The sequence below is a fragment of the Sphingomonas sp. PvP056 genome, assembly GCF_040549155.1.
Lineage (GTDB): Bacteria > Pseudomonadota > Alphaproteobacteria > Sphingomonadales > Sphingomonadaceae > Sphingomonas.
In genome coordinates this window covers 337,459-360,979 of the sequence record NZ_JBEPST010000001.1, presented here as the reverse complement: position 1 = coordinate 360,979, position 23,521 = coordinate 337,459, and the positions used below count along the sequence as shown (strand labels likewise).

Annotated in this window: 25 protein-coding genes; 19 read left to right on the top strand and 6 right to left on the bottom strand. The window is 67.7% G+C overall.

Annotated elements, in window-relative coordinates; all coding sequences use genetic code 11:
• Nucleotides 1-323: 323 nt before the first annotated feature.
• A complete protein-coding gene (locus ABIC17_RS01815; RefSeq protein ID WP_354278942.1) occupies nt 324-1,208 on the bottom strand; it encodes a flagellin N-terminal helical domain-containing protein in 885 nt (294 codons plus the stop codon).
• 237 nt (nt 1,209-1,445) lie between these two features.
• On the opposite strand from ABIC17_RS01815, the gene ABIC17_RS01810 reads away from it, so the two are divergent.
• The 18 genes from ABIC17_RS01810 (at nt 1,446) to ABIC17_RS01725 (ending at nt 18,018) form a co-directional block, all read left to right on the top strand.
• Complete coding sequence (locus tag ABIC17_RS01810; protein ID WP_354278941.1) at nt 1,446-2,723, top strand: sigma-54 interaction domain-containing protein; 1,278 nt, start codon at nt 1,446-1,448, stop codon at nt 2,721-2,723.
• A complete protein-coding gene (gene fliE / locus ABIC17_RS01805; RefSeq protein ID WP_354278940.1) occupies nt 2,720-3,079 on the top strand; it encodes a flagellar hook-basal body complex protein FliE in 360 nt (119 codons plus the stop codon). The genes ABIC17_RS01810 and fliE overlap by 4 nt, the downstream gene beginning before the upstream one ends.
• A gap of 1 nt (nt 3,080) precedes the next feature.
• Complete coding sequence (gene fliF / locus ABIC17_RS01800; RefSeq protein ID WP_354278939.1) at nt 3,081-4,817, top strand: flagellar basal-body MS-ring/collar protein FliF; 1,737 nt, start codon at nt 3,081-3,083, stop codon at nt 4,815-4,817.
• Nucleotides 4,814-5,821: a flagellar motor switch protein FliG gene (gene fliG / locus ABIC17_RS01795; RefSeq protein WP_354278938.1), complete on the top strand. Its 1,008-nt coding sequence runs from the start codon at nt 4,814-4,816 to the stop codon at nt 5,819-5,821. The genes fliF and fliG overlap by 4 nt, the downstream gene beginning before the upstream one ends.
• Entirely contained in the window at nt 5,814-6,554 is a 741-nt protein-coding gene (locus tag ABIC17_RS01790) for a FliH/SctL family protein (RefSeq protein ID WP_354278937.1), read from the top strand. Before fliG ends, ABIC17_RS01790 begins: the two co-directional genes overlap by 8 nt.
• Nucleotides 6,555-6,840: 286 nt before the next feature.
• Nucleotides 6,841-8,169: a FliI/YscN family ATPase gene (locus ABIC17_RS01785; RefSeq protein WP_354278936.1), complete on the top strand. Its 1,329-nt coding sequence runs from the start codon at nt 6,841-6,843 to the stop codon at nt 8,167-8,169.
• A complete protein-coding gene (locus tag ABIC17_RS01780; RefSeq protein WP_354278935.1) occupies nt 8,162-8,578 on the top strand; it encodes a hypothetical protein in 417 nt (138 codons plus the stop codon). The genes ABIC17_RS01785 and ABIC17_RS01780 overlap by 8 nt, the downstream gene beginning before the upstream one ends.
• Nucleotides 8,579-8,619: 41 nt before the next feature.
• A complete protein-coding gene (locus tag ABIC17_RS01775) occupies nt 8,620-10,689 on the top strand; it encodes a flagellar hook-length control protein FliK (RefSeq protein ID WP_354278934.1) in 2,070 nt (689 codons plus the stop codon).
• An 18-nt stretch (nt 10,690-10,707) separates the two neighbouring features.
• Nucleotides 10,708-11,307 carry a flagellar basal body-associated FliL family protein gene (locus ABIC17_RS01770; protein WP_354278933.1) on the top strand — a complete coding sequence of 200 codons (600 nt, stop codon included), beginning with the start codon at nt 10,708-10,710 and terminating at the stop codon, nt 11,305-11,307.
• A gap of 3 nt (nt 11,308-11,310) precedes the next feature.
• Nucleotides 11,311-12,315 carry a flagellar motor switch protein FliM gene (locus ABIC17_RS01765; RefSeq protein ID WP_354278932.1) on the top strand — a complete coding sequence of 335 codons (1,005 nt, stop codon included), beginning with the start codon at nt 11,311-11,313 and terminating at the stop codon, nt 12,313-12,315.
• Nucleotides 12,312-12,614, top strand: coding sequence for a flagellar motor switch protein FliN (gene fliN / locus ABIC17_RS01760; protein ID WP_010161280.1), 303 nt, complete (start codon nt 12,312-12,314; stop codon nt 12,612-12,614). Before ABIC17_RS01765 ends, fliN begins: the two co-directional genes overlap by 4 nt.
• 6 nt (nt 12,615-12,620) lie before the next feature.
• The gene (locus tag ABIC17_RS01755; protein WP_277970522.1) at nt 12,621-12,881 is read left to right on the top strand and encodes a FliO/MopB family protein; all 261 of its coding nucleotides are present in this window, start codon (nt 12,621-12,623) and stop codon (nt 12,879-12,881) included.
• Entirely contained in the window at nt 12,878-13,696 is an 819-nt protein-coding gene (gene fliP / locus ABIC17_RS01750; protein WP_354278931.1) for a flagellar type III secretion system pore protein FliP, read from the top strand. Before ABIC17_RS01755 ends, fliP begins: the two co-directional genes overlap by 4 nt.
• Nucleotides 13,697-13,700: 4 nt before the next feature.
• On the top strand, nt 13,701-13,970 hold the full coding sequence (locus tag ABIC17_RS01745) for a flagellar biosynthetic protein FliQ (RefSeq protein WP_354278930.1): 270 nt from the start codon (nt 13,701-13,703) through the stop codon (nt 13,968-13,970).
• A gap of 166 nt (nt 13,971-14,136) precedes the next feature.
• A complete protein-coding gene (gene fliR, locus ABIC17_RS01740) occupies nt 14,137-14,916 on the top strand; it encodes a flagellar biosynthetic protein FliR (RefSeq protein ID WP_354278929.1) in 780 nt (259 codons plus the stop codon).
• Nucleotides 14,916-16,043, top strand: coding sequence for an EscU/YscU/HrcU family type III secretion system export apparatus switch protein (locus ABIC17_RS01735; protein WP_354278928.1), 1,128 nt, complete (start codon nt 14,916-14,918; stop codon nt 16,041-16,043). The genes fliR and ABIC17_RS01735 overlap by 1 nt, the downstream gene beginning before the upstream one ends.
• Nucleotides 16,044-16,126: 83 nt before the next feature.
• Nucleotides 16,127-17,617 (top strand): flagellar filament capping protein FliD, encoded by a 1,491-nt coding sequence (gene fliD, locus ABIC17_RS01730; RefSeq protein ID WP_354278927.1) that lies wholly within the window; start codon nt 16,127-16,129, stop codon nt 17,615-17,617.
• On the top strand, nt 17,614-18,018 hold the full coding sequence (locus ABIC17_RS01725; RefSeq protein ID WP_354278926.1) for a flagellar export chaperone FliS: 405 nt from the start codon (nt 17,614-17,616) through the stop codon (nt 18,016-18,018). Before fliD ends, ABIC17_RS01725 begins: the two co-directional genes overlap by 4 nt.
• 222 nt (nt 18,019-18,240) lie before the next feature.
• Here ABIC17_RS01725 and ABIC17_RS01720 read toward each other — a convergent pair whose 3' ends face one another.
• The 5 genes from ABIC17_RS01720 to argH are packed head-to-tail and all read right to left on the bottom strand — an operon-like array spanning nt 18,241 to nt 22,857.
• Nucleotides 18,241-19,191, bottom strand: a complete 951-nt coding sequence (locus ABIC17_RS01720; protein WP_354278925.1) for a zinc transporter ZntB — start codon at nt 19,189-19,191, stop codon at nt 18,241-18,243.
• Nucleotides 19,188-19,955 carry a precorrin-2 dehydrogenase/sirohydrochlorin ferrochelatase family protein gene (locus ABIC17_RS01715; protein WP_354279433.1) on the bottom strand — a complete coding sequence of 256 codons (768 nt, stop codon included), beginning with the start codon at nt 19,953-19,955 and terminating at the stop codon, nt 19,188-19,190. Before ABIC17_RS01715 ends, ABIC17_RS01720 begins: the two co-directional genes overlap by 4 nt.
• Nucleotides 19,952-21,220, bottom strand: a complete 1,269-nt coding sequence (gene lysA / locus ABIC17_RS01710) for a diaminopimelate decarboxylase (protein WP_354278924.1) — start codon at nt 21,218-21,220, stop codon at nt 19,952-19,954. Before lysA ends, ABIC17_RS01715 begins: the two co-directional genes overlap by 4 nt.
• Nucleotides 21,221-21,232: 12 nt before the next feature.
• Nucleotides 21,233-21,490, bottom strand: coding sequence for a hypothetical protein (locus ABIC17_RS01705; RefSeq protein WP_131532770.1), 258 nt, complete (start codon nt 21,488-21,490; stop codon nt 21,233-21,235).
• Complete coding sequence (argH, locus tag ABIC17_RS01700) at nt 21,487-22,857, bottom strand: argininosuccinate lyase (protein WP_354279432.1); 1,371 nt, start codon at nt 22,855-22,857, stop codon at nt 21,487-21,489. The genes ABIC17_RS01705 and argH overlap by 4 nt, the downstream gene beginning before the upstream one ends.
• A 19-nt stretch (nt 22,858-22,876) precedes the next feature.
• Here argH and ABIC17_RS01695 point away from each other — a divergent pair, with 19 nt between their 5' ends.
• Nucleotides 22,877-23,452, top strand: a complete 576-nt coding sequence (locus tag ABIC17_RS01695; protein ID WP_354278923.1) for a TlpA family protein disulfide reductase — start codon at nt 22,877-22,879, stop codon at nt 23,450-23,452.
• Nucleotides 23,453-23,521 lie beyond the last annotated feature (69 nt).

The following is a 23,521-nucleotide window of genomic DNA, read 5'->3' as shown; positions in this document are numbered from 1 at the left end:
GTGTCAGTGCGCCGCACGTCTCTCTCTACTGCGCTTCCCCGGCGAAGGCCGGGGCCCAGGAGCGAAGGCCAAGGTAACGGCGCGCAGTCGCCAGCAATCTTCTGTTCCGCAACTGGGCCCCGGCCTTCGCCGGGGAAGCGCTAATCTTGAGGTCCGCGGAGCTTGGGATCCCCCACACGCAAAAAACCCCGGCAGTCGCGCACGACCACCGGGGTAATCTGAGACCGCCCCCCGCGCGGTGCTGCCCAATAAAGGAAAGGCGGGGGATGGCCCGGTCGGCCCCGCCACCCAGGATAGGGGGACGGGCGACGGGACCGGTTGGTTTAGCCGAGCAGCTTCAGCACGCCCTGCTGCGACTGGTTCGCCTGCGCGAGCATCGCGGTCGATGCCTGGCTGAGAATCTGCGACTTGGCGAGGTTGGTCGTTTCGGTCGAGAAGTCGACATCTTCGATCCGACTCTTCGCGTCGGTCAGGTTGGCGACGCTCGAGGTTAGCGTGTTGACGACCGACGAGAGACGGCTCTGGCCGGCACCGAGCGATGCACGAGTCGTGTTGACTTGCTTCAACGCAGCATCGAGCGCGTCCAGGGCACCGAGCGCTCCCTCGCCGTTCGAAGCGTCCCCAGCAGCTGCAGTGTTTGCCTTACCTACCTTCGAGATATCGACGCCAGTGCTGTCGTTGGAAATCGCGTCGAGGTTCAGCGCCTTGATCGATAGATCAACCTGATCGGAAGAATCCGAACCCGTCTGAATCTTGACGCTCACGCCATCTGTCGCATCGAACAATTTGACGCCATTGAACGTGCTTCCGGCGATGCTGACCAGCTGCTTCTTCAATTCTACGACTTCTGCCTGCAAATTGCCGCGGTCGCCTTCTTTACCTTCGGTGCCGTCCCCGCTGTACGTGCCCGAAGCCGACTGCACTGCCAACTCACGGATACGCTGCAGAATGTTGGTGGCTTCACCGAGCGCGCTGTCGGCCGACTGCGCCAGCGCGATACCGTCGTTGGCGTTGCGGATCGCCTGGTTCTGGCCCTTGATCTGCGAGGTGAACGAGGTGGCAATCGCCAGACCGGCGGCGTCGTCCTTGGCCGAGTTGATGCGCTTGCCGGTCGACAGGCGTTCGATGCTGGTCTGCAGCGCGCTGTTGGCTGCGTTCGATGCGTTGCTCGACTTGAGCGCGGCGACGTTGGTTCCGATAACGGTCATTGAAGGTCTCCAAATGGGTCCGGCAATCCCGCCGCCCCCTATCGGAGAGCCGAGCCGCCAAGCATGGTAACGACCGTTTCCGGCGGGCTTTAAGCGCCTCCCGACTCTTTTTCGCATTTGTGTCGGTGCCGCCAAACATCGGGCGGCAAAGCGGAAAATAATTGCCGGTTTGGCGACCGGTTTAACGCCGAATTTACTAGCGACACCGCATTCCCCGAATCAACCAGAGGGGGCTCCATGCGATCCATCGTTCCATCCGCCGCGATTCTTCGGCAGCATTATGCACTCGTGTCGTGCCTGCGCGCGCAGGGCTTCACGATCGGTTCGTATGAAGACGGCAAGCGCACGCCCGGCGAGTTCTACCTCATCGCCGCGGGCGAGACCCCGCCGGTGTCGGCGCGCACCGTCATCCTCGGCCATGAAGGCCGCGTGATCATGCCGTCGCGCGACGGCAGCCCGGCCTATGTCTCCTATGACGAAACCGACGCCGCAGTCGGCGCAGGCTTCGTCCGCGCATTGCTCGCCGATTCGGACATGCCGACCGCCGCCGATCCCGAAAGCCTCGCGCTCCACACGCTCGCCGAGCGCGTCGCGACCGCCGATATCACGGTGTTGATCAACGGCCCGACCGGCACCGGCAAGGAAGTCCTCGCGCGCTCGATCCACCTGAAATCCAACCGCGCCGCCAAACCCTTCATCGCGATCAACTGTGCAGCTCTGCCCGAGACGATGCTCGAGGCGTTGCTGTTCGGCCACCAGAAGGGCTCCTTCACCGGCGCCTCGTCGGGCGGCGAAGGCTTCTTCCGTGCGGCGGACGGCGGCACGCTGCTGCTCGACGAAATCGCCGAAATGCCGCTGCTGCTCCAGTCGAAGCTGCTCCGCGCGTTGCAGGAGCGCGAGATCATCCCGATCGGCGCGACCACGCCGCAGCCGATCGACGTCCGCATCATCGCCAGCGCCAACCGCGACTTGCAGGACGAAGTCGTCGCAGGCCGCTTCCGCGCCGATCTCTATTACCGCCTGTCGGTCTTCCCGCTGACCACCAAGCCGCTCGCCGACCGCGTGCAGGACATCCCCGCGCTCGTCGCGACGCTGATCCTGCGCCACGCGGGCAACCGCACGATGATCCCCTGGCCGTGCGCCGAGGCAATCGAGCTGCTGTCGCAGCACGACTGGCCCGGCAACGTCCGCGAGCTCGAGAACGTGCTCCAGCGCGCGCTGCTGTTCGCGGGCGGCGACACGATCCTGCCCGAGCATATCGTGTTCGACCGCCCCAGCGCGCGCACGACGATCGCGGTCAACGAAGTGCAGGCCCCCGCGACGCTCGGCAACATCGTCCAGATGCACGAATTCCAGGCGATCCGTGAAACCCTCGCCGCGTGCAACGGCAGCCGGATCGAGACCGCCAAGCGGCTCGGCATTTCGGAGCGCACCTTGCGCTACCGATTGGCCAAGGCGCGCGAACAAGGCGACGACATCATCCGCGCGCATGACCGCACCGCGGTGTCGGCATGAGCGGCGTGGGTGGCATCGGCGGCGCGGGCGGGATCGACCGCGTCATGGCGCTCCGCGCGCAGATTCTCGAACGCAACCAGGCCCTCGCGCGCGCCAGCGCGACGCCTGCGGCAACCCCGGTCGCCGACACGAAGCCCGCCAGCTTCGCCCAGTCGATGCAAACCGCGCTCGAGAACGTCAACCAGGGCCAGTCGCAGGCCGCCAAGCTCAGCGAAAGCTACGAGCGCGGCGAAACGGTCGACATCGCCAAGGTGATGCTCGCGCGCCAGCAGGCGTCGGTCGGGTTCGAGGCGACGCTGCAAGTCCGCAACAAATTACTGTCCGCCTACAAGGACATCATGAGCATGCCGGTCTGACATGAGCAACGCCCTCACCCCCTCGCCCCAGCCGCAGCTGCCCGCCAGCGTCGCGTCGCTCGTGCCAGAGCGGTTCGCCAATCCGCTCGCGCAGATGCAGGGCCTGCTCGCGCAGCCTGCGGTCCGCCGCAGCTTGCCGATGGTCCTGCTCGTCGGTCTGCTCGCCACCGCGGCTGCCGCGTGGATGATGCTCGCGACCCCGACGCAGAAGACGCTGTTCTCCGGGCTGTCGGATGCCGACAAGGGCTCGGTCACCACCGCGCTGACCACCGCCAACATCAAGTCGCACATCGATGATTCGACCGGCGCGGTGACCGTCAACGAGGAAGACTTCTCGCGCGCCCGCATCCTGCTGGCGGGTCAGGGCCTGCCCAAGGCGGCCCCCGGCGGCTACCAGATCCTCGACAATCTCCCGATGGGCGTCTCGCGCGCGGTCGAGGGCGAACGCTTGCGCCAGGCGCGCGAGACCGAACTCGCCCGCTCGATCCAGGAAATCGACGCGATCGCCGAGGCGCGCGTCCATCTCGCCACCCCCGAAGCCTCGGTGTTCGTCCGCGACAATGCCGCACCGTCCGCCTCGGTGATCGTCAAGCTCCAGCCCGGCCGCAGTCTCGGCGACGCGCAGGTCTCCTCGATCATCAACCTCGTCGCCTCGTCGGTGCCGGGGATGAAGCCCGAGAACGTCACGATCGTCGACCAGATGGGCGGTCTGCTCACCAAGGGCGCGAACGAAAGCGCGATCAGCGCCGCGACCGACGAGCGCATCGCGTTCCAGCGCCGCGTCGAGGAAAAGTACCGCGCCCAGATCAACCAGTTGCTGACCCCGCTGGTCGGTGCGGGCAATTTCACCGCCGAAGTCCAGGCCGACGTCGACCTCAACGAGACGCAGGCGACCAAGGAAAGCTACGACAAGACCGGTGCTCTTCGCGTCGAACAGGGCCAGTGGACCAGCAACGGCAAGGACGGCGGGCAAGCGCCCGGCGGCATCCCCGGCGCGCTCTCGAACACCCCGCCGCCAGCCTCGACCCTCACCGCACCCCAGCCTGCGGCACCCGCCGGTGCCCCCGGGACACCCGGTGCCACCACCCCTGGCGTCGCGACCGGCCCCGCCGCCGCGGCAGCAGGTGCTGTCAGCGATGCGCTGAAAGCGAGCGACCAATATTCGCGCGCCTATGATCTCGGCAAGGAAGTGTCGGTCAGCCGCACCGCCCCCGGCGCGATTACGCATCTGTCGGTCGCGGTCTTGCTGCGCGATCCCGAGACCGGCAAGCCGCGCGGTACGATGGAAATCCAGCAGATCACGCAGCTGGTGCAAAGCGCGGTCGGCTACAACCAGCCACGCGGCGACGTCGTCACCGTCATCAGCCGCAAGTTCGCAGGCGCATCGGCGCTCGACGACAAGCAGCCGTGGTACGAAGCCGGCTGGCTCCCGGTCGTCGCGCGCAACCTCACCGCGATCATCGTCGCGCTGCTGGTGCTGCTGCTCGGTGTCCGGCCGCTCGTGAAGGCGATCGGCAAGAAGAAGGAGGCCTCCGCCGAGGGCACGGTCCTGCCGCGCGAAATGCTCGGCGAGGAAGTTGGCGGCGGGCCCGCCGCGCCGCAGACCGGCGAGCCCGTCACGATCGACGCGCTGGAAGGCGCGCGCAGCTATGACGAGCGGATCGGGATGGTCCGTGGCTTCACCCGCGACAATCCCGCACGCGCCGCGCTCGCGGTCCGCGACATGATCAAGTCATGACGCCTGCGGTCCGCAGCTACACCGGCGTCGAGCGCGCCGCGGTGTTGATGATGCTCGTTGGCGAGGAAGAAGCCGCGTCGATCCTGCAGAAGCTCGATCCCGAGGAAGTCCGCCAGCTCGGCAAGGCGATGTTCGCGGTGGCGGACGTGAGCGAAGCCGAAGTGGCCGACGTGCTCGACGATTTCGTCGGCCATGCGCGCGAGCGGACCGCGATCGGCTTCGACCCGCGCCCGCGGATCGAGGCGGTGATGACGCGCGCCTTGGGCCAGGAAAAGGCCGACAGCGTCCTCGCGCGCATCGTCCCCGCGGAAGACGCGTGCCAGCTCGACCTGCTCGACTGGCTCGACGCGGGCGAGATCGCGTCGATGATCGAGAAGGAACACCCGCAGATCGCCGCCGTCCTGATCGCCAACCTCGACCCCACGATCGGCGCGCAGGTGCTCGAACTGATGCCCGATGCGGTCCAGCCCGACATCCTCCACCGGCTCGCACGGCTCGGGCCGATCACGCCCGAGGCGGTCGAAACGCTCAAGACCATGCTCGCCAACCGCACCAGCACCGGCAAGGCGCAGGCGGGCGTCACGCTCGGCGGCACCAAGGACGCCGCCAAGATCCTGTCGAGCGGGCGCAAGGCGACCGAACTCCGCGTCATGCCCAAGTTGTTCAAGATCGACCGCGACGTCGCCAAGGCGATCGAGGAAGCGATGTTCGTGTTCGACAATCTGCTCGAGCTCGACGACAAGAATCTGGGCACGCTGATCCGCAACATCGACAGCGACGTGCTGACGCGCGCCCTGAAGGGCGTCGACGAAAGCATCCGCGCACGCTTCCTCGGCTGCATGTCGAGCCGCGCCGCCGACGGCATTCGCGACGAGATGGAATCGCGCGGGCCGATGAAGCTCTCCGAAGTGCTCGATGCGCAGAAGATCATCATCCAGATCGCGCGCAACCTTGCCAAGGACGGCACGATCCAGATGGGTGCAGGCGAGGACGATTATGTCTGAGTTCGTCGCCGGTTTCTCGCCGCGCAGTCAGGGCATCGCCGATGCGCTCAAGGCCGCGTTCGCGCCACGCGTGGCGGGCGGGTTCGCCGCCGCCGACCTGCGCGAACGAGCGGGCGGCAGCAGCGCCCCAGTCGTTTTCGCGCCCAAACCCGAAGGCCCGCGGCACTTTTCCCCCGCTGACCGCGATACCAACCCGACCGAAGGCTGGGACCCGTTCGATGCGGAGGCCACGCCCACGACGCCGTTCGTCGATCCGGTGCTCGCGGCGCACGCGGCGGGCTATGCCGAGGGGATGGACGCCGCGCTCGCCGAAGTCGCCGCGAACGTCGAACGCGACCACCGCCTGCTCACCGAACTCGCCGCCGCGCTCCAGGCGGGCGAACGCTTCGACCGCGAAGCGACCGCGCGCCGGTTGCGCCAGACCGTGATGTTCCTCGTCACGCAGATCGTCGGCGAAGTCGGGATTTCGCCCGAACTGCTCGCGCGCCGGATCGATTCCGCCGCGGATCTGCTCAGTGACGGGACCGAATCCGCAATGCTGCGAGTAAATCCGGCCGACGTCGCGCTGCTCGAGGGCAAATTGCCCAAGCAGGTCTTCGCGATCGGCGATGCCGCGATCACGCGCGGATCGTTCCTGTTGGAGAGCGCGTCGACGATCGTCGAGGACGGCCCCGAATTGTGGATCGAACAACTCGGCGCGGCGATCGACCGCGTCGCGGTACCGACGCACTGATGGCACCCCTTCGTCCGACATCCGGGGTGCAGTCCCGCATAGGCTTCGAGGGGATTCCTCCCAATCCGTTCGGGCTGAGCGCAGTCGAAGCTCCGCCCGCACCGCACACCTCGTTCTCTGCTGCAAGGTGCCCTTCAACTGCGCTCAGGGCGAACGGGAATGCGGAAGGGCATAGCAATAGGCAGGGCCTTATCCCGGCACTTCGTCCTGCTCCGTATGAGAGCACCCTCTCCAACCCGTTCGGGCTGAGCGCAGTCGAAGCCCCGCCCGCCCAAGGTCCCGCCGCATGCTGAACCGTTTCACCGGCGACTATCTCGATGCGCTCGTCGTCCCCGATTTCACGCCGCGCCCCAAGGTCTCGGGCCGCCTCGCCTCGTTCGACGGCCTGCTGATGGAAGCGGTCGGCCTCACCGTTCCCGTCGGCACCGTCTGCCAGGTCGGTGACCGCACCGCCGCGGTCGAGGCCGAGGTGATCGGCTTCCGCAACGGGCGCACGCTGCTGATGAACCTCGGCGGCCCCGCCGCTCTGCTCCCGCAAGCCCCGGTCCGCCCGCTCGGCGCGCCGGGCGAGGCGGAGGTCGGCGCGGCGTTGCTCGGGCGCGTGGTCGATGGCACGGGCAAGCCGATCGACGGGCTCGGCCCGATCCGCGGTGCCGGGCGCTGGCCGCTCGCGGGGAAGATGCAGTCGCCGCTCGATCGCGGGCGCGTGCTCGAGCCGCTCGACGTCGGCGTCCGCGCGATCAACGGGTTGCTCACCGTCGGTCAGGGCCAGCGGATCGGGATCATGGCGGGGTCGGGCGTCGGCAAGTCGGTGCTGCTCGGGATGATCGTCCGCGCCGCCGAAGCAGATGTCGTCGTCATCGGCCTGATCGGCGAACGCAGCCGCGAAGTCGCCGACTTCCTCGAAACCAAGGTCGCGGGTGCGGCGCGCGCGCGCTCGGTCGTCGTCGCGGTCCCCGCCAACCATTCGCCGGTGCTGCGCATCCGGGGTGCCTTGCGCACCCACGCGATTGCCGAGGCGTTCCGCGCCGAGGGCAAGAAGGTCCTGCTCATCATGGACTCGCTCACCCGCGTCGCGCACGCCGGGCGCGAGATCGGCCTGGCGCTGGGCGAGCCAGCCTCGGCGCGCGGCTATCCGCCGTCCGCGATCGCGATGCTCCCCAATCTGATCGAACGCGCGGGCGTCGACGTCCACAGCGGCGGGTCGATCACCGCGATCTACACCGTGCTCGCGGATGGCGACGACGGCAACGACCCGGTCGTCGACAGCGCGCGCTCGATCCTCGACGGGCATATCGTGCTGTCGCGGCAGCTCGCCGAACGCGGCGTCTATCCCGCGATCGACCTCGGCCCGTCGGTCAGCCGCGTGATGACCGACATCGTCGACAAACCGCATCAGCGCGCCGCGCGCGTGCTGCGCCGCCACCTCGCGACCTATGAGGAAAATCGCGATCTCGTGCTGATGGGCGCGTATCGCTCGGGCGCTGATCCGGCGATCGACGCCGCGATTGCATGCCATCCGGCGGTGCTCGAATATATCAAGCAGGATCCTGACGAGACCGTCTCGCTCGGCGATTCCGCGATCGAACTGATTGGCGTGTTCGGCGATGCCTAAGTCCAAGCTCGACCGGCTGCTGCGCGTCCGCACCTTGCAGCTCGGGCTCGTCCAGGCCGACGAAGCGCGCGCGCGCGACAAGGCGCACGCGGAGACGACGCTCCACGGCCGCATCGTCCAGCTGTCCGAGAACGTCGCGCCGACCGTCGCACCCATCGGCGCGTCCGCGCTGGGCGCCGCCGCGCATTTCCGCGAACGCCTCCACCGCTCCGCCGAAGCCGCCGAGGGCCGCCTGCGCGCCGCGCAAGCGGTCGCGACCCGCGCCGCCGAAGCCACGCGCGAGGCGCGCCGTGACCAGAGCGCGATCGAGAAGCTGATCGCGCGCGCCGATGCCGAGGCCGCGCTCAAGGAATTGCGCGAAATGGAGGCCATGCCACCGTCTCGCGTGATCCGGCACGATCCTTGCTGAACCGCTGACGGGTGCCGCTTCCGGCCCCGCTGGATGCCTGCATGACCGACCTGATCACCTTGCAGTTCCCAACCGCCACGGCGGCGTCTTCGCCAGCGCCCGCTACGCCGGCGTCGGTGACGGGCGTGCCCGGGATGGCGGGGCAGTTCGCGCAAACGCTCGGGGACCTGCTGGCAGGGACACCATCGATCGCCGCGCCCTCGCCCGCCGCCGTCACCGCCACCGTCGCCGTGCCGCCCGCCACGGCGCTACCCCTCCCCATCCTGGGTTTGGTGGGACCGCTGCCCAACGGCAGGCTGCTGGCAGCCGGCACGCTCGACCGGCAACCGCTTGCCGACGACGGCAACGCAGTGCCTGCCGAACCCGCGTTCCAGCTTCTCGCCAACCCGGCATGGCGCGCGACCGTCGCCACGCCAGCCGCCCCGCCCCGCACGCCCGTATCGTTGCGCACCGCGCTCGAGCGCGCCGCCGCCCAGCTTGCGATGCCGGTCGCCGCCAAAGCCGCACGCGGATCGGTTGCGGTGCCGCTCCCGGGGTCAGCCGACGAGGGTGCGGACGCCACCCTGGCCGCACCCGACGCAGCAAAGCCCGAGGGGATAGCCGCACGGTCGACGCCCACCCTGCCTGCCAGCGCCCCGATCCCGCTTCCTGCCGCCGTGCCGGTCGCCACCCCCCGCCCCGATCCCGCGACCGACGCGGAGCCGTCGCAGGACACGTCTGCCATGGTCACGGCGTCTCCCGTCGGGCAGCGTCGGGACAATCCGACCCCCGCCGCGACGCCGGTTGCTACGGCAGCCGATCAGTCGGTCGTCATTCCGGGCACTACCCCGACAGCGTCGACGCACTCGTCACTGGTGACGACCTCCCCCGCCAAACCGGACGTTGCCACGTCGGACGTGCGGCAAGAGCCCACCCCATCGATCAAACTGCCCACGCCCGCTTCGGCACCATCGGACGCGCTGGCTTCCCGCTTCCCCGCCTCGCGCGCGCAGCTCGCTCCCGCACCCGCCAGCACCACGGCTCCGTCCTTGGCTCGCGCCCCGGTCACGCCGGTCGCGCCGGATAATATGCCCCCAGCGCCAACCGCCCCGGCGCGCGTGCGCCGCGTATTGTCGTCCGACCACGCGTTCCTCGCTGCCCTCGGGGCGCTGCCCACGACCAATCGCGACACGGGCTCGGCGCCCGCCGTATCCGCACCTGTCGTCGCGGCGCTGCCCCCCGCAACATCTACGCCCGCCACGCCGATCCCGGCGATTGCCGCGCCTGCACCCGGCAGCACCTTTGCAACACCGCCAGCACCGACGCCGATGGCGCTGCCGACCGGAATCATCCCTGCCGATCCAGCGGCAACCGCAACACTCGTGCCGAGCCCCACCGCAACCACCGCCGCCGTGACGCCCGACGCCCCCGGGCGCGCCGACGCCGTACCGGTCCGCCTGGAGCATAGCAGCGGACCCGTGATCGCCGTCTCCACCACCCCGCAACCCGCCGGGCAGGTCTTTGCCGCCGCACTGGCCTCCGCGACGACCTGGCGCGACCGCCCCGCCGCCGAGCGCACCGACCCCACAGCGCCCACGCCCCCGCTCGGCTTCACCACCGCAGTTGACCTCGGCAGCACGACGTCCGTCCAGCCGACCGGCACAGCGCAGCGCGCGCCGCTCGACCTAACGCAGGACAGCGGCGTGCAGCGGATGATTGACCATATCGAAGTGCTGCGCGACGACGCCGATTCGCGCGACACGCGGATCCGGCTTGTCCCCGACGCGCTCGGCAGCGTGGGCGTTGCGGTGCGACAGGTGGGCGAGCGAATCCATGTCAGCTTCACCGCCGAGCATGAGGCCACGCGCGCGCTGATCGCCGACGCGCAACCGCGCCTGACCGAACTCGCCGCCGAGCGTGGCGTGCGGATCGCGGGAACCAGCGTCGCGACCGACGCCAACCCGGGGTCGTCGCAATCGCCAGCACAGGGACAGGGCCAGCCCCAATCCCAGTCGCAACCGCAATCCCAGAACCCATCCCAGTCGCGCCCCAATGCCCCGCAGCAGCCGCCCCGCGCGGCCGCGCGGGCGCAGCGCGATCAAGAAACCCCCGAGGACCAGCGCCTCGCGTAACCCCCAAGGAAGCAGAGCATGAGTGAGATCGTCGAAGAGAAAGCGAAAAAGAAGAAGGGCGGGATGATGAAGATCATCCTGATCGTCGTCGGCCTGCTCGCGCTGGTCGGCGGTGGCATCGGCGGCACGTTGTTCGCGGTCAACGCCGGATTCATCGGCGGTGGCGGCAAGCATTCGGAGCCCGAAGGCCCGCGTCTCGTCCCCAAGAGCGAGCAGAAGCGCGTCGGTGAGGGTGGTGAAGGCGGCGAAGGCCATGCGACCGCGGCCAACAAGCCCCCGATCGGCACCGGCGGCGACAAATACGCCTCCAATTACTACGCGATGGAGAAGGAATTCACCTCCAACCTGCAGGACAGCGTCCACTTCGTCCAGGTCGGGGTCGCCGTGTCGACGCCTTACGACGATTCGGTGATCGAGAACATCAAGACCAACGAGATCGCGGTGCGCTCGTCGATCCTGATGGCGCTCGGCGACACCACCGAGGATCAGGTCTTCACCAGCGAGGGCAAGCGCCAGCTGGAGCGTCGCGTCGCCAAGGCGATCAACGATACTCTCAAGGAAAAGGAAGGATTTGGGGGGGTCGGTAACGTTTACTTTACCAGTTTTGTTGTTCAGTGACGCATGGTTAACGAGGCATCAGCAACGGCGGACGAACGCCGCGGACGGGCGCGAGGCACGGGCGCGGGCACTGCCAAGGGCGGGGGCGCGCAGCACGTCGCGCTCGGGGCCACCAACCTCAACCCGTTCGGCGACCTGCACACCGTCCAGCATCTGTCGGCGCGGCTCGCGCGCGGGGTGCGCGGGGTGTTCGAGCCGTTGCTGCGCCGCGAATGCCGCACCTGGGCCGAGCCGCTCGTCGTCCAGCGGCTCGCCGACTACCGCGCGGAACGCCCCGACGGGCTGACCGCGTGGCTGCCGATGGCGATGACGCTTGGCAGCCAGCCATCGGGGCAGCCCGCCGGCCAGGCGCTCGCCGTGCTCGACGGGCGGTTCGTGCTCGAATTGCTCGACCTGTTCTTCGGCGGCACCGGCCACGCCCCTGCGCAACTTCCGACCGAGTTCACCCCCGCCGCCGAGGTGATGGTGACTCAGCTCGGCAAGCTGCTCGCCGAACCGATGCGCGCCGCCTGGGAACCGCTCGCGCGGCTCAGCTTCACCCCCGGGCATGTCGAACTCAATCCGGCGATGCTCGCGAATCTCGACGCGGACGATGCGCTCGTCATCACGCGCTTCGGCATCGCGGTCGATACCGCCAAGCCGGTGTTCCTCGACCTGCTCTACCCCGTTTCCGCGTTGAAGCCGCACGGCCCATCGCTGACCGGCAAGGTCCACGGCAAGACCGCCGAACCCGATCCGAGCTGGCGCAACGGCCTGACCCGCGCGGTGATGGACGTGCGCTTCCCGATCCGCTCGGTCCTCGCCGAGCCGATGGTCTCGCTCAGCCTGCTGATGGGGCTCAAGGAAGGCGACGTGATCCCGATCAACGTCGGCTCGGACGTGCCCGTGATGGTCGGCGGCGACCGGCTCGCGCTCGGCACCGTCGGCACGTCGAATGGCAAGGCCGCGATCAAGCTCAACACGATTTGTTACGACATCGACAGCGACTTCAGGGGCGATTTGCAATGAGCGACATGAGTTCAACCCCGTCGAGCGGCTTCCCGCTCGATGCCAGCCTGGCGGCGAACTTCCGCCTGTTGCAGGATGTCGACGTCAAGCTGACGGTCGAGATCGGCTCGACCTCGCTGACGCTCCGCGAACTGCTCGCTTTGGGCGAAACCAGCGTGATCGAGCTCGACCGCCAGGCGAACGAGCTGCTCGACGTGCTCGTCAACGGCACGCTGATCGGCCGCGGCGAAGTCGTGATGGTCGGCGATCGCTTCGGCGTCCGCATGACCGAGCTCGTTTCCCCTGAGAAGCGGGCCTGACGCGCCATGATGTGGTCCTATGTCCTCAAGCTCGTCATCCTGCTCCCGCTGGTCTGCGGGTTGATGATCGGTTGCCTGTATCTGTGGCGTCGGTTCGAGGCGCGGATGCCCGGGCAGCCCGCCAACCGTCTGCTCAAGGTCACCGAGACGATGATGATCTCGCCGACCGTGCGGCTCGCGGTGCTCGATTTCGAAGGGCGTCGGCTACTGGTCTCGGTCAGCCGCACCGGGATCACGCTGGTCGATCGCGGAGGTCCGTCGGCGTGATCACGAGCGTTCGTTTCGACTGGCGCAAGCTGCTGCTCGTGGCGCTCGCGATCCTGTTCGCAGTCGTCCTGGCGCATCCCGCGCTCGCCCAGACCGCCGCCGCTGCGGCCGCACCCGTTGCCCCCGCCCCCGGCGTGGGTGACGCGGCGGATCGTGCGCTTAAGGATCTCGGCGGCGGCAACGCGCCGCTGTCGCTCAGCCTTCAGTTGCTGATCGTCATGGGGCTGCTGACGATCCTCCCCGGCATCCTGCTAATGATGACGAGCTTCACGCGGATCATCATCGTGCTGTCGATCCTGCGCCAGGCGCTGGGGCTCCAGCAGACCCCGCCCAATCAGGTGCTGGTCGGCCTGTCGTTGTTCCTGTCGTTCTTTATCATGGCGCCCGTCATCAGCCAGATCAACGCAGTCGCGATCCAGCCCTATTCCGAGAGCCGGATCGGCGCGACCGACATGATCAAGGCGGGCGGCGTCCCCCTGCACGCCTTCATGGCGAAGCAAACGCGCAAGAAGGACATCACGATGTTCGCCGGGATCGCCAAGAGCGGCCCGTACCAGAACGCCGCGGACATCCCCTTCTCGGTGCTGCTCCCCGCGTATGTGACGAGTGAGCTCAAGACCGCGTTCCAGATCGGCTTCCTCGTGTTTCTGCCCTTCATCGTGATCGATCTCGTCGTCGCGACCGTGCTGATGTCGCTCGGCATGATGATGCTGTCGCCGACGATCATCTCGCTGCCGTTCAAGCTGCTGCTGTTCGTCCTCGTCGACGGCTGGGCGCTGACGATGGGGTCGCTCGCCAATTCGTTCGTGAGTTGATCCGATGGACGCACAATATTTCCTGACGGTCGCGCATCAGACGATGTGGGTGCTCGCGCTCGCCTCCGCGCCGATCCTGATCCCCGCGCTGCTCGCGGGGTTGCTGACCGGCATGATCCAGGCGGCAACGTCGATCAACGAGCAGACCTTGTCGTTCGTCCCCAAGCTGATCGTGGTGGGGATTTCGCTGCTGGTGTTCGGCTCGCTGATCATCGGGTTGCTGAGCGACTTCACGATCGGCATTTTCGAACGGATTCCGGATCTGGTGCGATGATCGCCCGTGTCCGACCTCCGTTCGCCCTGAACGAAGTCGAAGGGCTTGCACGCGCCCACCATCCGTTCGCCCTGAGCGAAGTCGAAGGGCCTGCGCAGCGCATGAGGCTTCGACTTCGCTCAGCCCGAACGGAAGGTAAGGGCACTTTCGCCAGCCCGGAGTGCCAATGGGCCCGCTAGGCCTCGGCCTCTCGATCGAGCCCCAGATGTGGGCGCTGATCTTCGTCATGGTCCGCATCAGCGCGGCGTTCATCGCGGCACCCGTGTTCAGTGCGGTGTCGATCCCGCTGGTCGTGCGCGTCTCGCTGTCGGGGGCGATCGGCGTGCTCGTGCTGGGGTCGCGGACCATCACCCCGCCCGAGCACATCTTCGCGCTCGCAACGATCCTTGCGGTCGCAGCCGAGGCGCTCGTCGGCCTCGCGATCGGCTTCATCCTGCAGATCGCCTTCGCCGCGCCTGCGCTGGCCAGCGAATTGATCGGCACCTCGATGGGGATCGGCTTCGCCTCTGCGATCGACCCGCAGAACGGCAAGTCGACCCCGGCGCTCGGCCAGTTCTTCACGATGATGCTCACGCTGCTGTTTCTCAGCGTCAACGGGCACCTCGTGCTGGTCGAGATGATCGTCAGATCCTACGACGCGCTGCCCCCCGGCGCCGCCTGGCTCAAACCCGCGCAGCTCGAGAATATCGCCTTGTTCGGCGGCTATACGTTCCTTGCAGGACTCCTGCTCGCGCTGCCGGTCGGGTTCCTGCTGTTGTGCCTCAATCTGATCGTGGGGATGATCTCGCGCTCGGCCCCGTCGCTCAACCTGTTCGCGGTCGGCATGCCCGCCAGCCTCGCGGTCGGCGTTATCGCGCTCGCAATGGCCTTCCCGACGATGGGCGATTACATGCTGGTGATCGTCCAGGAAGGCCTCGCCGCCGCCCAGAGCCTGGTGCTCGGCTGATGTCGGAGGAAGGCGGCGAGCGGACCGAAGCCCCGACCGCGAAGCGCAAGCGCGACGCGGTCGAGAAGGGCGACATCCTCAAATCCCGCGAATTCGCGACCGCGCTGATGATGCTCGCGGGCATGGCGTGGCTCGCGGTGATGGGGCCGTCGCTGGTGGGCGCGTGCAAGGAGATCATGGCGGCGAGCTTCTCGTTCGATCACCGCGACATCGAGGATTTCGAACCCTTCCGCCCGCTCGCGCAAAGCGGGTGGAAGGTCGCGCCCGCGCTCATATCGCTGTTCGCGATCAGCTTCGTCGCGGCGATCCTCAGCCAGGCGGGGCTCGGCCACATCGGGTTCAACGGCAGCCTGCTCGCGCCCAAGGCGTCGCGGATCAACCCCGCGTCGGGACTGAAGCGGATCTTCGGCCCGCAGGGGTGGATCGAACTCGGCAAGGCGTTGCTCAAGGTCGCGCTGCTCGGCAGCATCGGCTGGTATCTGCTCGGCCAGGTCGCGCACATGTCGATGGGCCTGTCGTCGAGCAGCTTCAGCACCGCGGTGGCGGCGCTCACGGGAACGTTCCTCACCGTGCTGTTCACGATGGCGTTCGGCATGGTCGCGATCGCCGGGATCGACGTTCCGCTCCAGCTGTTCCAGCGCCTCAGCAAGCTGCGCATGTCCAAACAGGCGATCCGCGACGAGAATAAGGAAACCGAAGGCTCGCCCGAAGCCAAGGGCGCTTTGCGCCAGCGGCAGCGCGAGATGTCGATGCGCAGCATGCGCAAGAGTGTTGGCGAAGCACATGTCATCCTCACCAACCCGACCCATTTCGCGGTCGCCCTGCGCTACGACCGCATGAACGACCAGGTCCCGGTGGTCGTCGCCAAGGGCCGCGGCGTGGTCGCGCTCGCAATCCGCGAACTGGGTGCGGAAACACAGATCCCGGTGCTCGAATATCCCGCGCTCGCCCGCGCGGTCTATTACACCAGCCGCGAAGGGCAGGAGGTCCGCGACGACCTGTATGTCGCGCTGGCGACCGTGCTCGCGTTCGTGTTCGGCCTCAACGCCGAGGCGGGTGGTCTGCCGCCGCCGATCTTCGTCCCCGAAACCGCGCGCTACGACGAGAATGGTGTTCAGGCGGCGTAAGGGGGCAGAAAAAGCGGAAAACCCCTAAAGTTTCCGCCGCCCCCGCCGTTCTACCTTGAGAGCAGAGCGATGGGACCGACCACATGACGACCACGACCAGCGCCACCTCCACGACCGGCTCGACCACGATCGGCCAGTCGCTGCTCAACTCGCTCAACGCAGGCTCGGGCGTCGATACCGCAAGCCTCGTCGCCTCGCTCACCCAGGCGCAGTTCGCGTCCAAGAACCTGCAGCTCACCAAGCAGGACACCACGCTCACCGCGCAGATTTCCTCGGTCGCCAAGGTGCAGAGCGGCATCACCAGCTTCGCCACGGCCCTCACCACGCTGGTCAAGGGCGGCAGCCTCCAGACCCAGCCGACCAGCAGCGACACCAGTGTCCTCACCGCCAGCGCGCTGTCGGGTGCCAAACTGTCGGGCCTGTCGGCATTCGTTGAGGTAACCCAGCTCGCCACCGCACAGACGTCGACGAACACGACCAAATTCGCCAGCCGCTCCGCCGAGGTCGGCACCGGCACGCTGACGCTGACGCTCGGCACCGCACAGGACGCGGCCGTCTCCGGCCTGACCGGCGACACCAAGAGCTTCGCGATCACGATCGATTCCACCAACAACACGCTCGACGGAATCGCCAAGGCGATCAACGCCGCGAACAGCGGGACGACCGCGACGATCGTCACCGATACCGACGGCAAGGCGCGGCTCTCGCTGAAAGGGCCCACCGGCACCGACAAGGCGTTCACGCTCAGCGGCGATTCGACCGGACTGGCGCAGCTCAACGTCGGTGGCAGTGCGCCTGCCAGCACGATCACCGGATCCGCCGCCAACGCCAAGCTGTCGATCAACGGCACTCCGGTCGAACGCTCGAGCAACACGATCTCGGATCTGGTCGACGGGGTGAAGCTCACGCTCACGAGCGTCACCGCCGCGGGCAAACCGGTCGTGCTCGGCAGCGCGACGCCGACCGCGGGACTGACCCAGGCGGTCAACGATTTCGTCGAAACCTACAATCAGCTGCTCGCTGAACTAAAGACCGAGACCGACGCCGCATCGGGCCCGCTGCGCAACGATTTCAGCGCGACCAACCTGCTGCGCTCGCTGCGCGGGATGACGCTGACCCCGCTTACCACCGGTGGTGCCGCAGGTGCGCCCAACACGCTGTCCGGCATCGGGGTCAAGACCAACAAGGACGGGACGCTGAGCGTCGACGCAGCGCAGCTCACCGCTGCGCTCACCAAGACCCCCGACGCGGTCGAGGCGATGTTCGCGGATGGCACCGGCGCGACCGGCGGCGGCATTTCCGCCGCGCTCAACGCCATCTCGACTGCCGCAGTCAGCAGGAAGACGGTCATCAACGGCCGCACCGAGGTCACCGGCCTCGTCGCCAGCACCGCGCTCTACACCGCCGCCAAGACCAAGGTTTCGGTCGCCGAGGAGAAGGTCACGTCCGACGCTGCGGTCTACAAGGAGCGGCTGACCAAGCAATATGCCGCCTCCGACGCGAAGGTCGCGGCGTATAAGGCGACCCAGACGCAGTTGCAGAACCAGATCGATCAGTGGAACAAGTCCTCATGACGCTCGCCTACGCGTCGCCCTTCGGCCGCAACCCGGAAGCGACCTATCGCCAGATCGAAGTCGCGGGCCAGACCGCCGAGGCGGATGGCCCGGCGCTCGTCCAGTTGCTCTACGACCAGGCGATCCGGGCGCTCCGCGGCGCCGCCTGGGCGGCGGAGAACAACAATTACAAGATGAAGAGCGACAAGGTGACGCGCGCGACCGCGATCCTGTTCGCGCTTGAAGCCGGGCTCGATTTCGACAATGGCGGCACGGTCGCCCCTGCGCTCGCCCGGCTGTATGCGGGCACGCGGATGACGGTCGTCAACGCCGCGGTCGGCAACGATCCAACGCCGTTCCGCGACGTCGCGGACACGCTCGACGAGATCGGCCAGGCCTGGCGCACCGCGCGCGCGGCGTAACGGTTGGCTTCAGGGGACTCCACCACCCCCCTAGTCCCTTCATTCCCGCGAAGGCATGGCCTTTGCAAAACCATAGCTGTTCTCCCGCGAAGGCGGGAGTCCAGGAGTCGCGAAAGCTGTCAGCCGTTGTTCTGCTTGGCGCTGGATTCCCGCCTTCGCGGGAAAACGGTAATGCCGGGTCCGCAACTCAATGTTCGCAGAGGTCTCCCGAAGGAAGCCCTGCTACCCGAACCACCGCTTCGCGCTGAAATAGCCGATGATCCCCACCGTGATCGCGATGCAAATGCCCCCGATCACATCGAACGCCCACGGCTCCTTGGCGAAGGGCAACCCCTCGATGTTCATCCCGTAGAGCCCGGTCAGGAACGTCAGCGGCAGGAAAATCAGCGCAACGATCGAAATCAGCAGCGAGCGCGAATCGATCTGTTCCGCGCGCAGATCGGTCAGCGCCTCGTGCATCAGCGCGGAGCGTTCGCGGATCGCCTCCAATTCCTCCGCCATCCGCGCCGCACGATCGGCGGCGGAGTTCAGATGCAGCCGGTCATCGTCGTGCAACCAGTCGCACGGCAGCGCCGCCAGCTTCTCGAGCGCGGCGCGCTGCGGCTGGACGAAGCGGCGATAGCCGATCGCGGTGCTCCGCACCTTGGTCACCTTGCGGCGCAGTTCGAACACCTTGTCGGCATCCAGATCCGCCTCGCAATCGTCGAGCTCATCCCCCAACTGGCCGACTTCAGGATCGAGTTCCTCGGTAATCGCGCTGGCAAATTCGGCGATCAGATCGCCCGGGTCCGCGATCGTCCCGCCCTCGACCGACTTCACCACGTCGTCGACCGCGGTCAGCGTCCGCCGAGTCACCGAGAACACCCGGCCCGCGACGGCATAGATCCGCACCGAAGCGAGCGGGTCCGACGCCGTCATTTCCTCGTTCGAGCGGCCGCGCAAATTGAGGAACGCGCCCTCGCCCAGCGCATCGCAGCGCGGGCGCGATTCGGTCGTGGTCAGCACGTCGACGACATAGTCGGGCAAGCCCGCGGTCTCGCCGAGCCAGCTTTGCGCCTGCTCGTCGTTGCTGGTCAGGTGAATCCAGATCAGCTCGCCGGTCGCCTCCATCGCCGCGGCGATGTCGAGCCGCTCGGCCTTCCCTTCCGCGACCCGGTACGCAAATCCGCTCATGCCGGCGTGATCCAGATCGTCAGCCCCGCTTCGCCTTCGACCGGGGGCACCTCGGATACGATCCGCACCGCATCCGCGCGCGACCGGTCGAGGATCGCGGACGGCGTCGCCGCAGGCGCATAGATCCGGTCGGCCAGCGCCAGCGCACGCGCCTGCCCCAGCGTCAGGTCGTCCGGGTCGTCCGACGTCAGCCGGATCGTCACCAGCCGGTCAGGTGAGGCGGTCGCATCGACCAGCCACCCCGGCACCGCCTCGGGTGCCGCCGTCAGTGGGTCGAGCGGCCCGCCTTGCGCGAACGCCCGACCCAGCGCGCGCCGACGATCGTCGAGCGCGGGCAGCACCAGCCGGATCGCGCCCCGCATCGCGTTCAACCGGTCGGCGAGCGGCCCCAAAGTCGCGGGCAGCATCGCCTCCAGCCGCTGGCGCAACGCCGCCGCCAGCCCCGCCGATGCACCGCCCGTCCCGATCGCGATCAGCACCGGGCTGCGGTCGATGATCGCAGGCAGCGTAAAGTCGCAATCGTCGGGCCGGTCGACCGCATTGACCAGCACGCCGCGTGCCTTCAGCCGATCGATCGCGCCGCGCGCTTCAAGATCATCCTCGATCGCCACGATCGCAAGCGAAGCGGTCGCCGCCTCGCCGACGATCACCGCGCCCGCACGCTCGAGCAACCGCCGTTTGGCATCCGCGGGTTCGCCCTCGCCGAGCAGCATCACCGGTCGCCCCGCCAGCCGGACGAACAGCGGAAGACTGTGGAGCGTCATGCCGAGGGCTTGAGCCATTCGGGCAGGCGTTCCGCGGCAAGGATCGTCTCGGGGTTGATCCGGTCCGCGACCACCGCGAAGCGATCGCCATCGACCAGCACCTCGGGCACCAACGCCCGACTGTTGTACGTGCTCGCCATCGTCGCACCGTAAGCGCCCGCGGTCCGGAACACCGCGAGGTCGCCGCTCACCACTTCGTCGATGTCGCGCCCCATCGCGAAGGTATCACCGCTCTCGCACACCGGACCCGCGATATTCGCCATCATCCGCCGCCCGTTCGGGCGCACCGCCGCGAAGTCATGCCACGCATCGTACAGGGCAGGCCGCGCGAGATCGTTCATCGCCGCGTCGACTATGACATAGGGGTTGGTGACACCCGGCTTGACCCAGATGACCTTGGTCAGCAGCACACCCGCATTCCCCGCGATCACGCGCCCGGGCTCGAACATTAGCGTGACGCCCCAGTCGCGCGTCACCCGCGCGACCATCGCGCCGAAGTCGGCGGGGCTCGGGAATACCTCGCCCTCGCGGTACGGCACGCCGAGCCCGCCACCGAGATCGATCCGGTCGATCATATGCCCTGCACCGCGCAACTCGGCCATCAACGCGCCGACCCGGCGATACGCCGCTTCCATCGGCGCGAGATCGCCCAGCTGGCTGCCGATATGCACCGCGATCCCGCGCAGGTTGAGCCCGGGCAACCCCGCCAGCCGCCCGAAGATCGCCGGCGCTTGGTCGATCGGCACGCCGAACTTGTTCTCGCGCTTGCCGGTCGAGATCTTGGCGTGCGTACCCGCATCCACGTCCGGATTGACGCGGAGCGTCGCGTTCGCGGTTACGCCACGCTCGGTCGCGAGTTGCGCGAGGACGACGCCCTCTTCCTCGAGCTCGAGGTTGAACTGGCCGAGCCCGCAATCGAGCGCGCGGACCAGTTCCTCGCGCGTCTTGCCAACGCCCGAGAACACCACGTCCGCCGCCGGAATCCCCGCCGCCAGCGCGCGCGCGAGTTCGCCGCCCGAGACGACGTCCGCGCCGTACCCCGCATTGGCGAGCAGGCGGAGCACCGCGAGGTTGGGGTTGGCCTTGATCGCATAGGCGAGGTGGACGTCGCCCGCCGCCGCCAGCCCCTCGCGGAACACGCGCGCATGCCGCTGGAAGGTCGCGGACGAATAGACATAGACAGGCGAGCCGACTGCTTCGGCGATCGCCGGCAGCGGCACGCCCTCGCAGTGCATCACGCCGTCGACGAGAGCAAAATGATCCATGAAATCAGCCGATCAATTGGGCGGGGGCAAGTCGAATTCGTCGCCGCGCCGTTCCTGGGAATTCTTCAGCAGTTCATCGCTGCGTTCGGGTCGGGCCTGGTTGCTGGGGGTCAGCAACTGCGTGGGTGTCGGTGTCGCCTTGGCCCCATAAGGCGCGACCGGGAGCGGCTGCCCCTCCGCCGGTTTGAGCGCAGAGGACGCGCCACAACCCGACAGCAGGAGCGCAGCTCCGAACCCGCCCACTGCAAACCCGAGAGCCAAGCGTTTCATCGATGCGATCCTTCCCGCGCCGCCGCCACCGCGGCGCGCACGTTGCTGGGGGCGGTCCCGCCAAAGCTCGTCCGGCTCGCGACCGAGGCATCGACGCTCAGCACGTCGAACACGCGCGCGTCGATCCGCGTATCGATCGCCTGCAGATCGTCGAGCGACAGTGCATCGAGCATCACGCCCAGCGTTTCCGCGCGGCGCACCGCTTGCCCCGTTATGTGATGCGCCTCGCGGAACGGCACGCCCGCTTCGCGCACCAGCCAGTCGGCCAGATCGGTCGCGGTCGCGAAGCCCGATTCCGCGACTTGCCGCATCCGCTCGGTCTTGAACGTCGCGCTCGCGACCATCCCGGTCATCGCCGCGATCGACAGTTCGAGCAGGTCGTGCGCCTCGAACACCGGCGGTTTGTCGTCCTGCATGTCCTTGGAATAGGCGAGCGGCAGGCCCTTCATCGTCACCATCAGCGCGGTCATGCAGCCGAGGATGCGGCCTGCGTGCCCACGCACCAGTTCGGCGGCGTCCGGGTTGCGCTTCTGCGGCATGATCGAGCTGCCGGTCGACCATTGGTCCGACAGCGAGACGAAGCCGAACGGCTGCGACGCCCACAGCACGAATTCCTCGGCCAGCCGGCTAAGATGCAGCGAGCATTGCGTCGCGGCGGTAAGGTAATCGAGCGCGAAGTCGCGGTCGGACACACCGTCGAGCGAATTGCGCGTCGGCCCGTCGAACCCGAGCGCCTGCGCGGTCATTTCGCGGTCGATCGGGAAGCCCGTCCCCGCCAACGCCGCCGACCCGAGCGGGCACAGATTGCCACGCGCGCGCGCATCGGCGAAGCGGCTGCGGTCGCGCGCGATCATCTCGTGATACGCCATCAGGTGATGGCCGAGCGTCACCGGCTGCGCGCTTTGCAGATGCGTGAAACCGGGCATCACGCTCGCGGCATGTTCCGCGGCGCGAGTCAGCAGCGCATCCTGGAACTGACCGAGCGCCGCGTCGACCTGGTCGATCGCGTCCCGCACCCACAGTTTGAAGTCGGTCGCGACTTGATCGTTGCGCGAGCGTGCGGTGTGGAGCCGCCCCGCGACCGGCCCGATCACCTCGGCAAGCCGCGCCTCGGTCTGCATGTGGATGTCCTCGAGGACCATGTCCTCGGTCACGCCATGCGCGGCATAATGCGCCGCGACCGTGTCGAGCCCTGCCGAAATCGTCGCGGCGTCGTCCGCGGAGACGATGCCCTGCTGCCCGAGCATCGCGACGTGCGCCTTGGATCCCGCGACATCCTGTTGCCACAGCCGCTTGTCGAACGGGATCGAGGCATTTATCGATCGCATGACCGCAGCCGGACCCTCGGCAAAGCGTCCGCCCCACATCGCATTGGATGTTTCGTTCATGTCTGCATCGACCATCTCTTCGTTCCGCTCGGCGATCGTCCCGGTCCTGCTGCTAGGGCTTATTGCGGGTTGCGATAAGCAAGTCTCGGGCAACCGGCAAGCGGAGGCGACGCCGACGGCATCCGCGCCGGTCGCAGCAGCCCCCAAAGCCGACAAGATCGACCGCACCCACAAGGGCGATCCCGCGCCGTCGGTCAGCTTCGAAGGCCCCGACGGCAAGCCGATGACGCTCGCGCGGTTCAAGGGCAAGCCGGTGCTGGTCAATTTGTGGGCGACGTGGTGCGGACCCTGCGTCAAGGAAATGCCAACGCTGGATGCGGCCGCCGCCGACATCACCGTCGCCGCGATCAGCCAAGACAAGGATCGCCCGACGATTGACGCGTATTTCGCGAAGAACGGGTTCAAGCGGCTCAAACCCTATCTCGACAAGAACGTCGCGCTCAGCGTCACCTATGAAGCGAGCCTGCCGATGAGCATCCTGTTCGATTCGACCGGCCACGAAGTATGGCGCTCGACCGGCGGGATGGACTGGACGAGTGCGGAAGCCAAGGCGCTGCTGGCGGAGGCGAAGTAACACCGCGCCGATCCCTCCCGGAAGTAGCAGCGCGCTCCGCCCCCCCCCCCCGTTCGCCCTGAGCGAAGT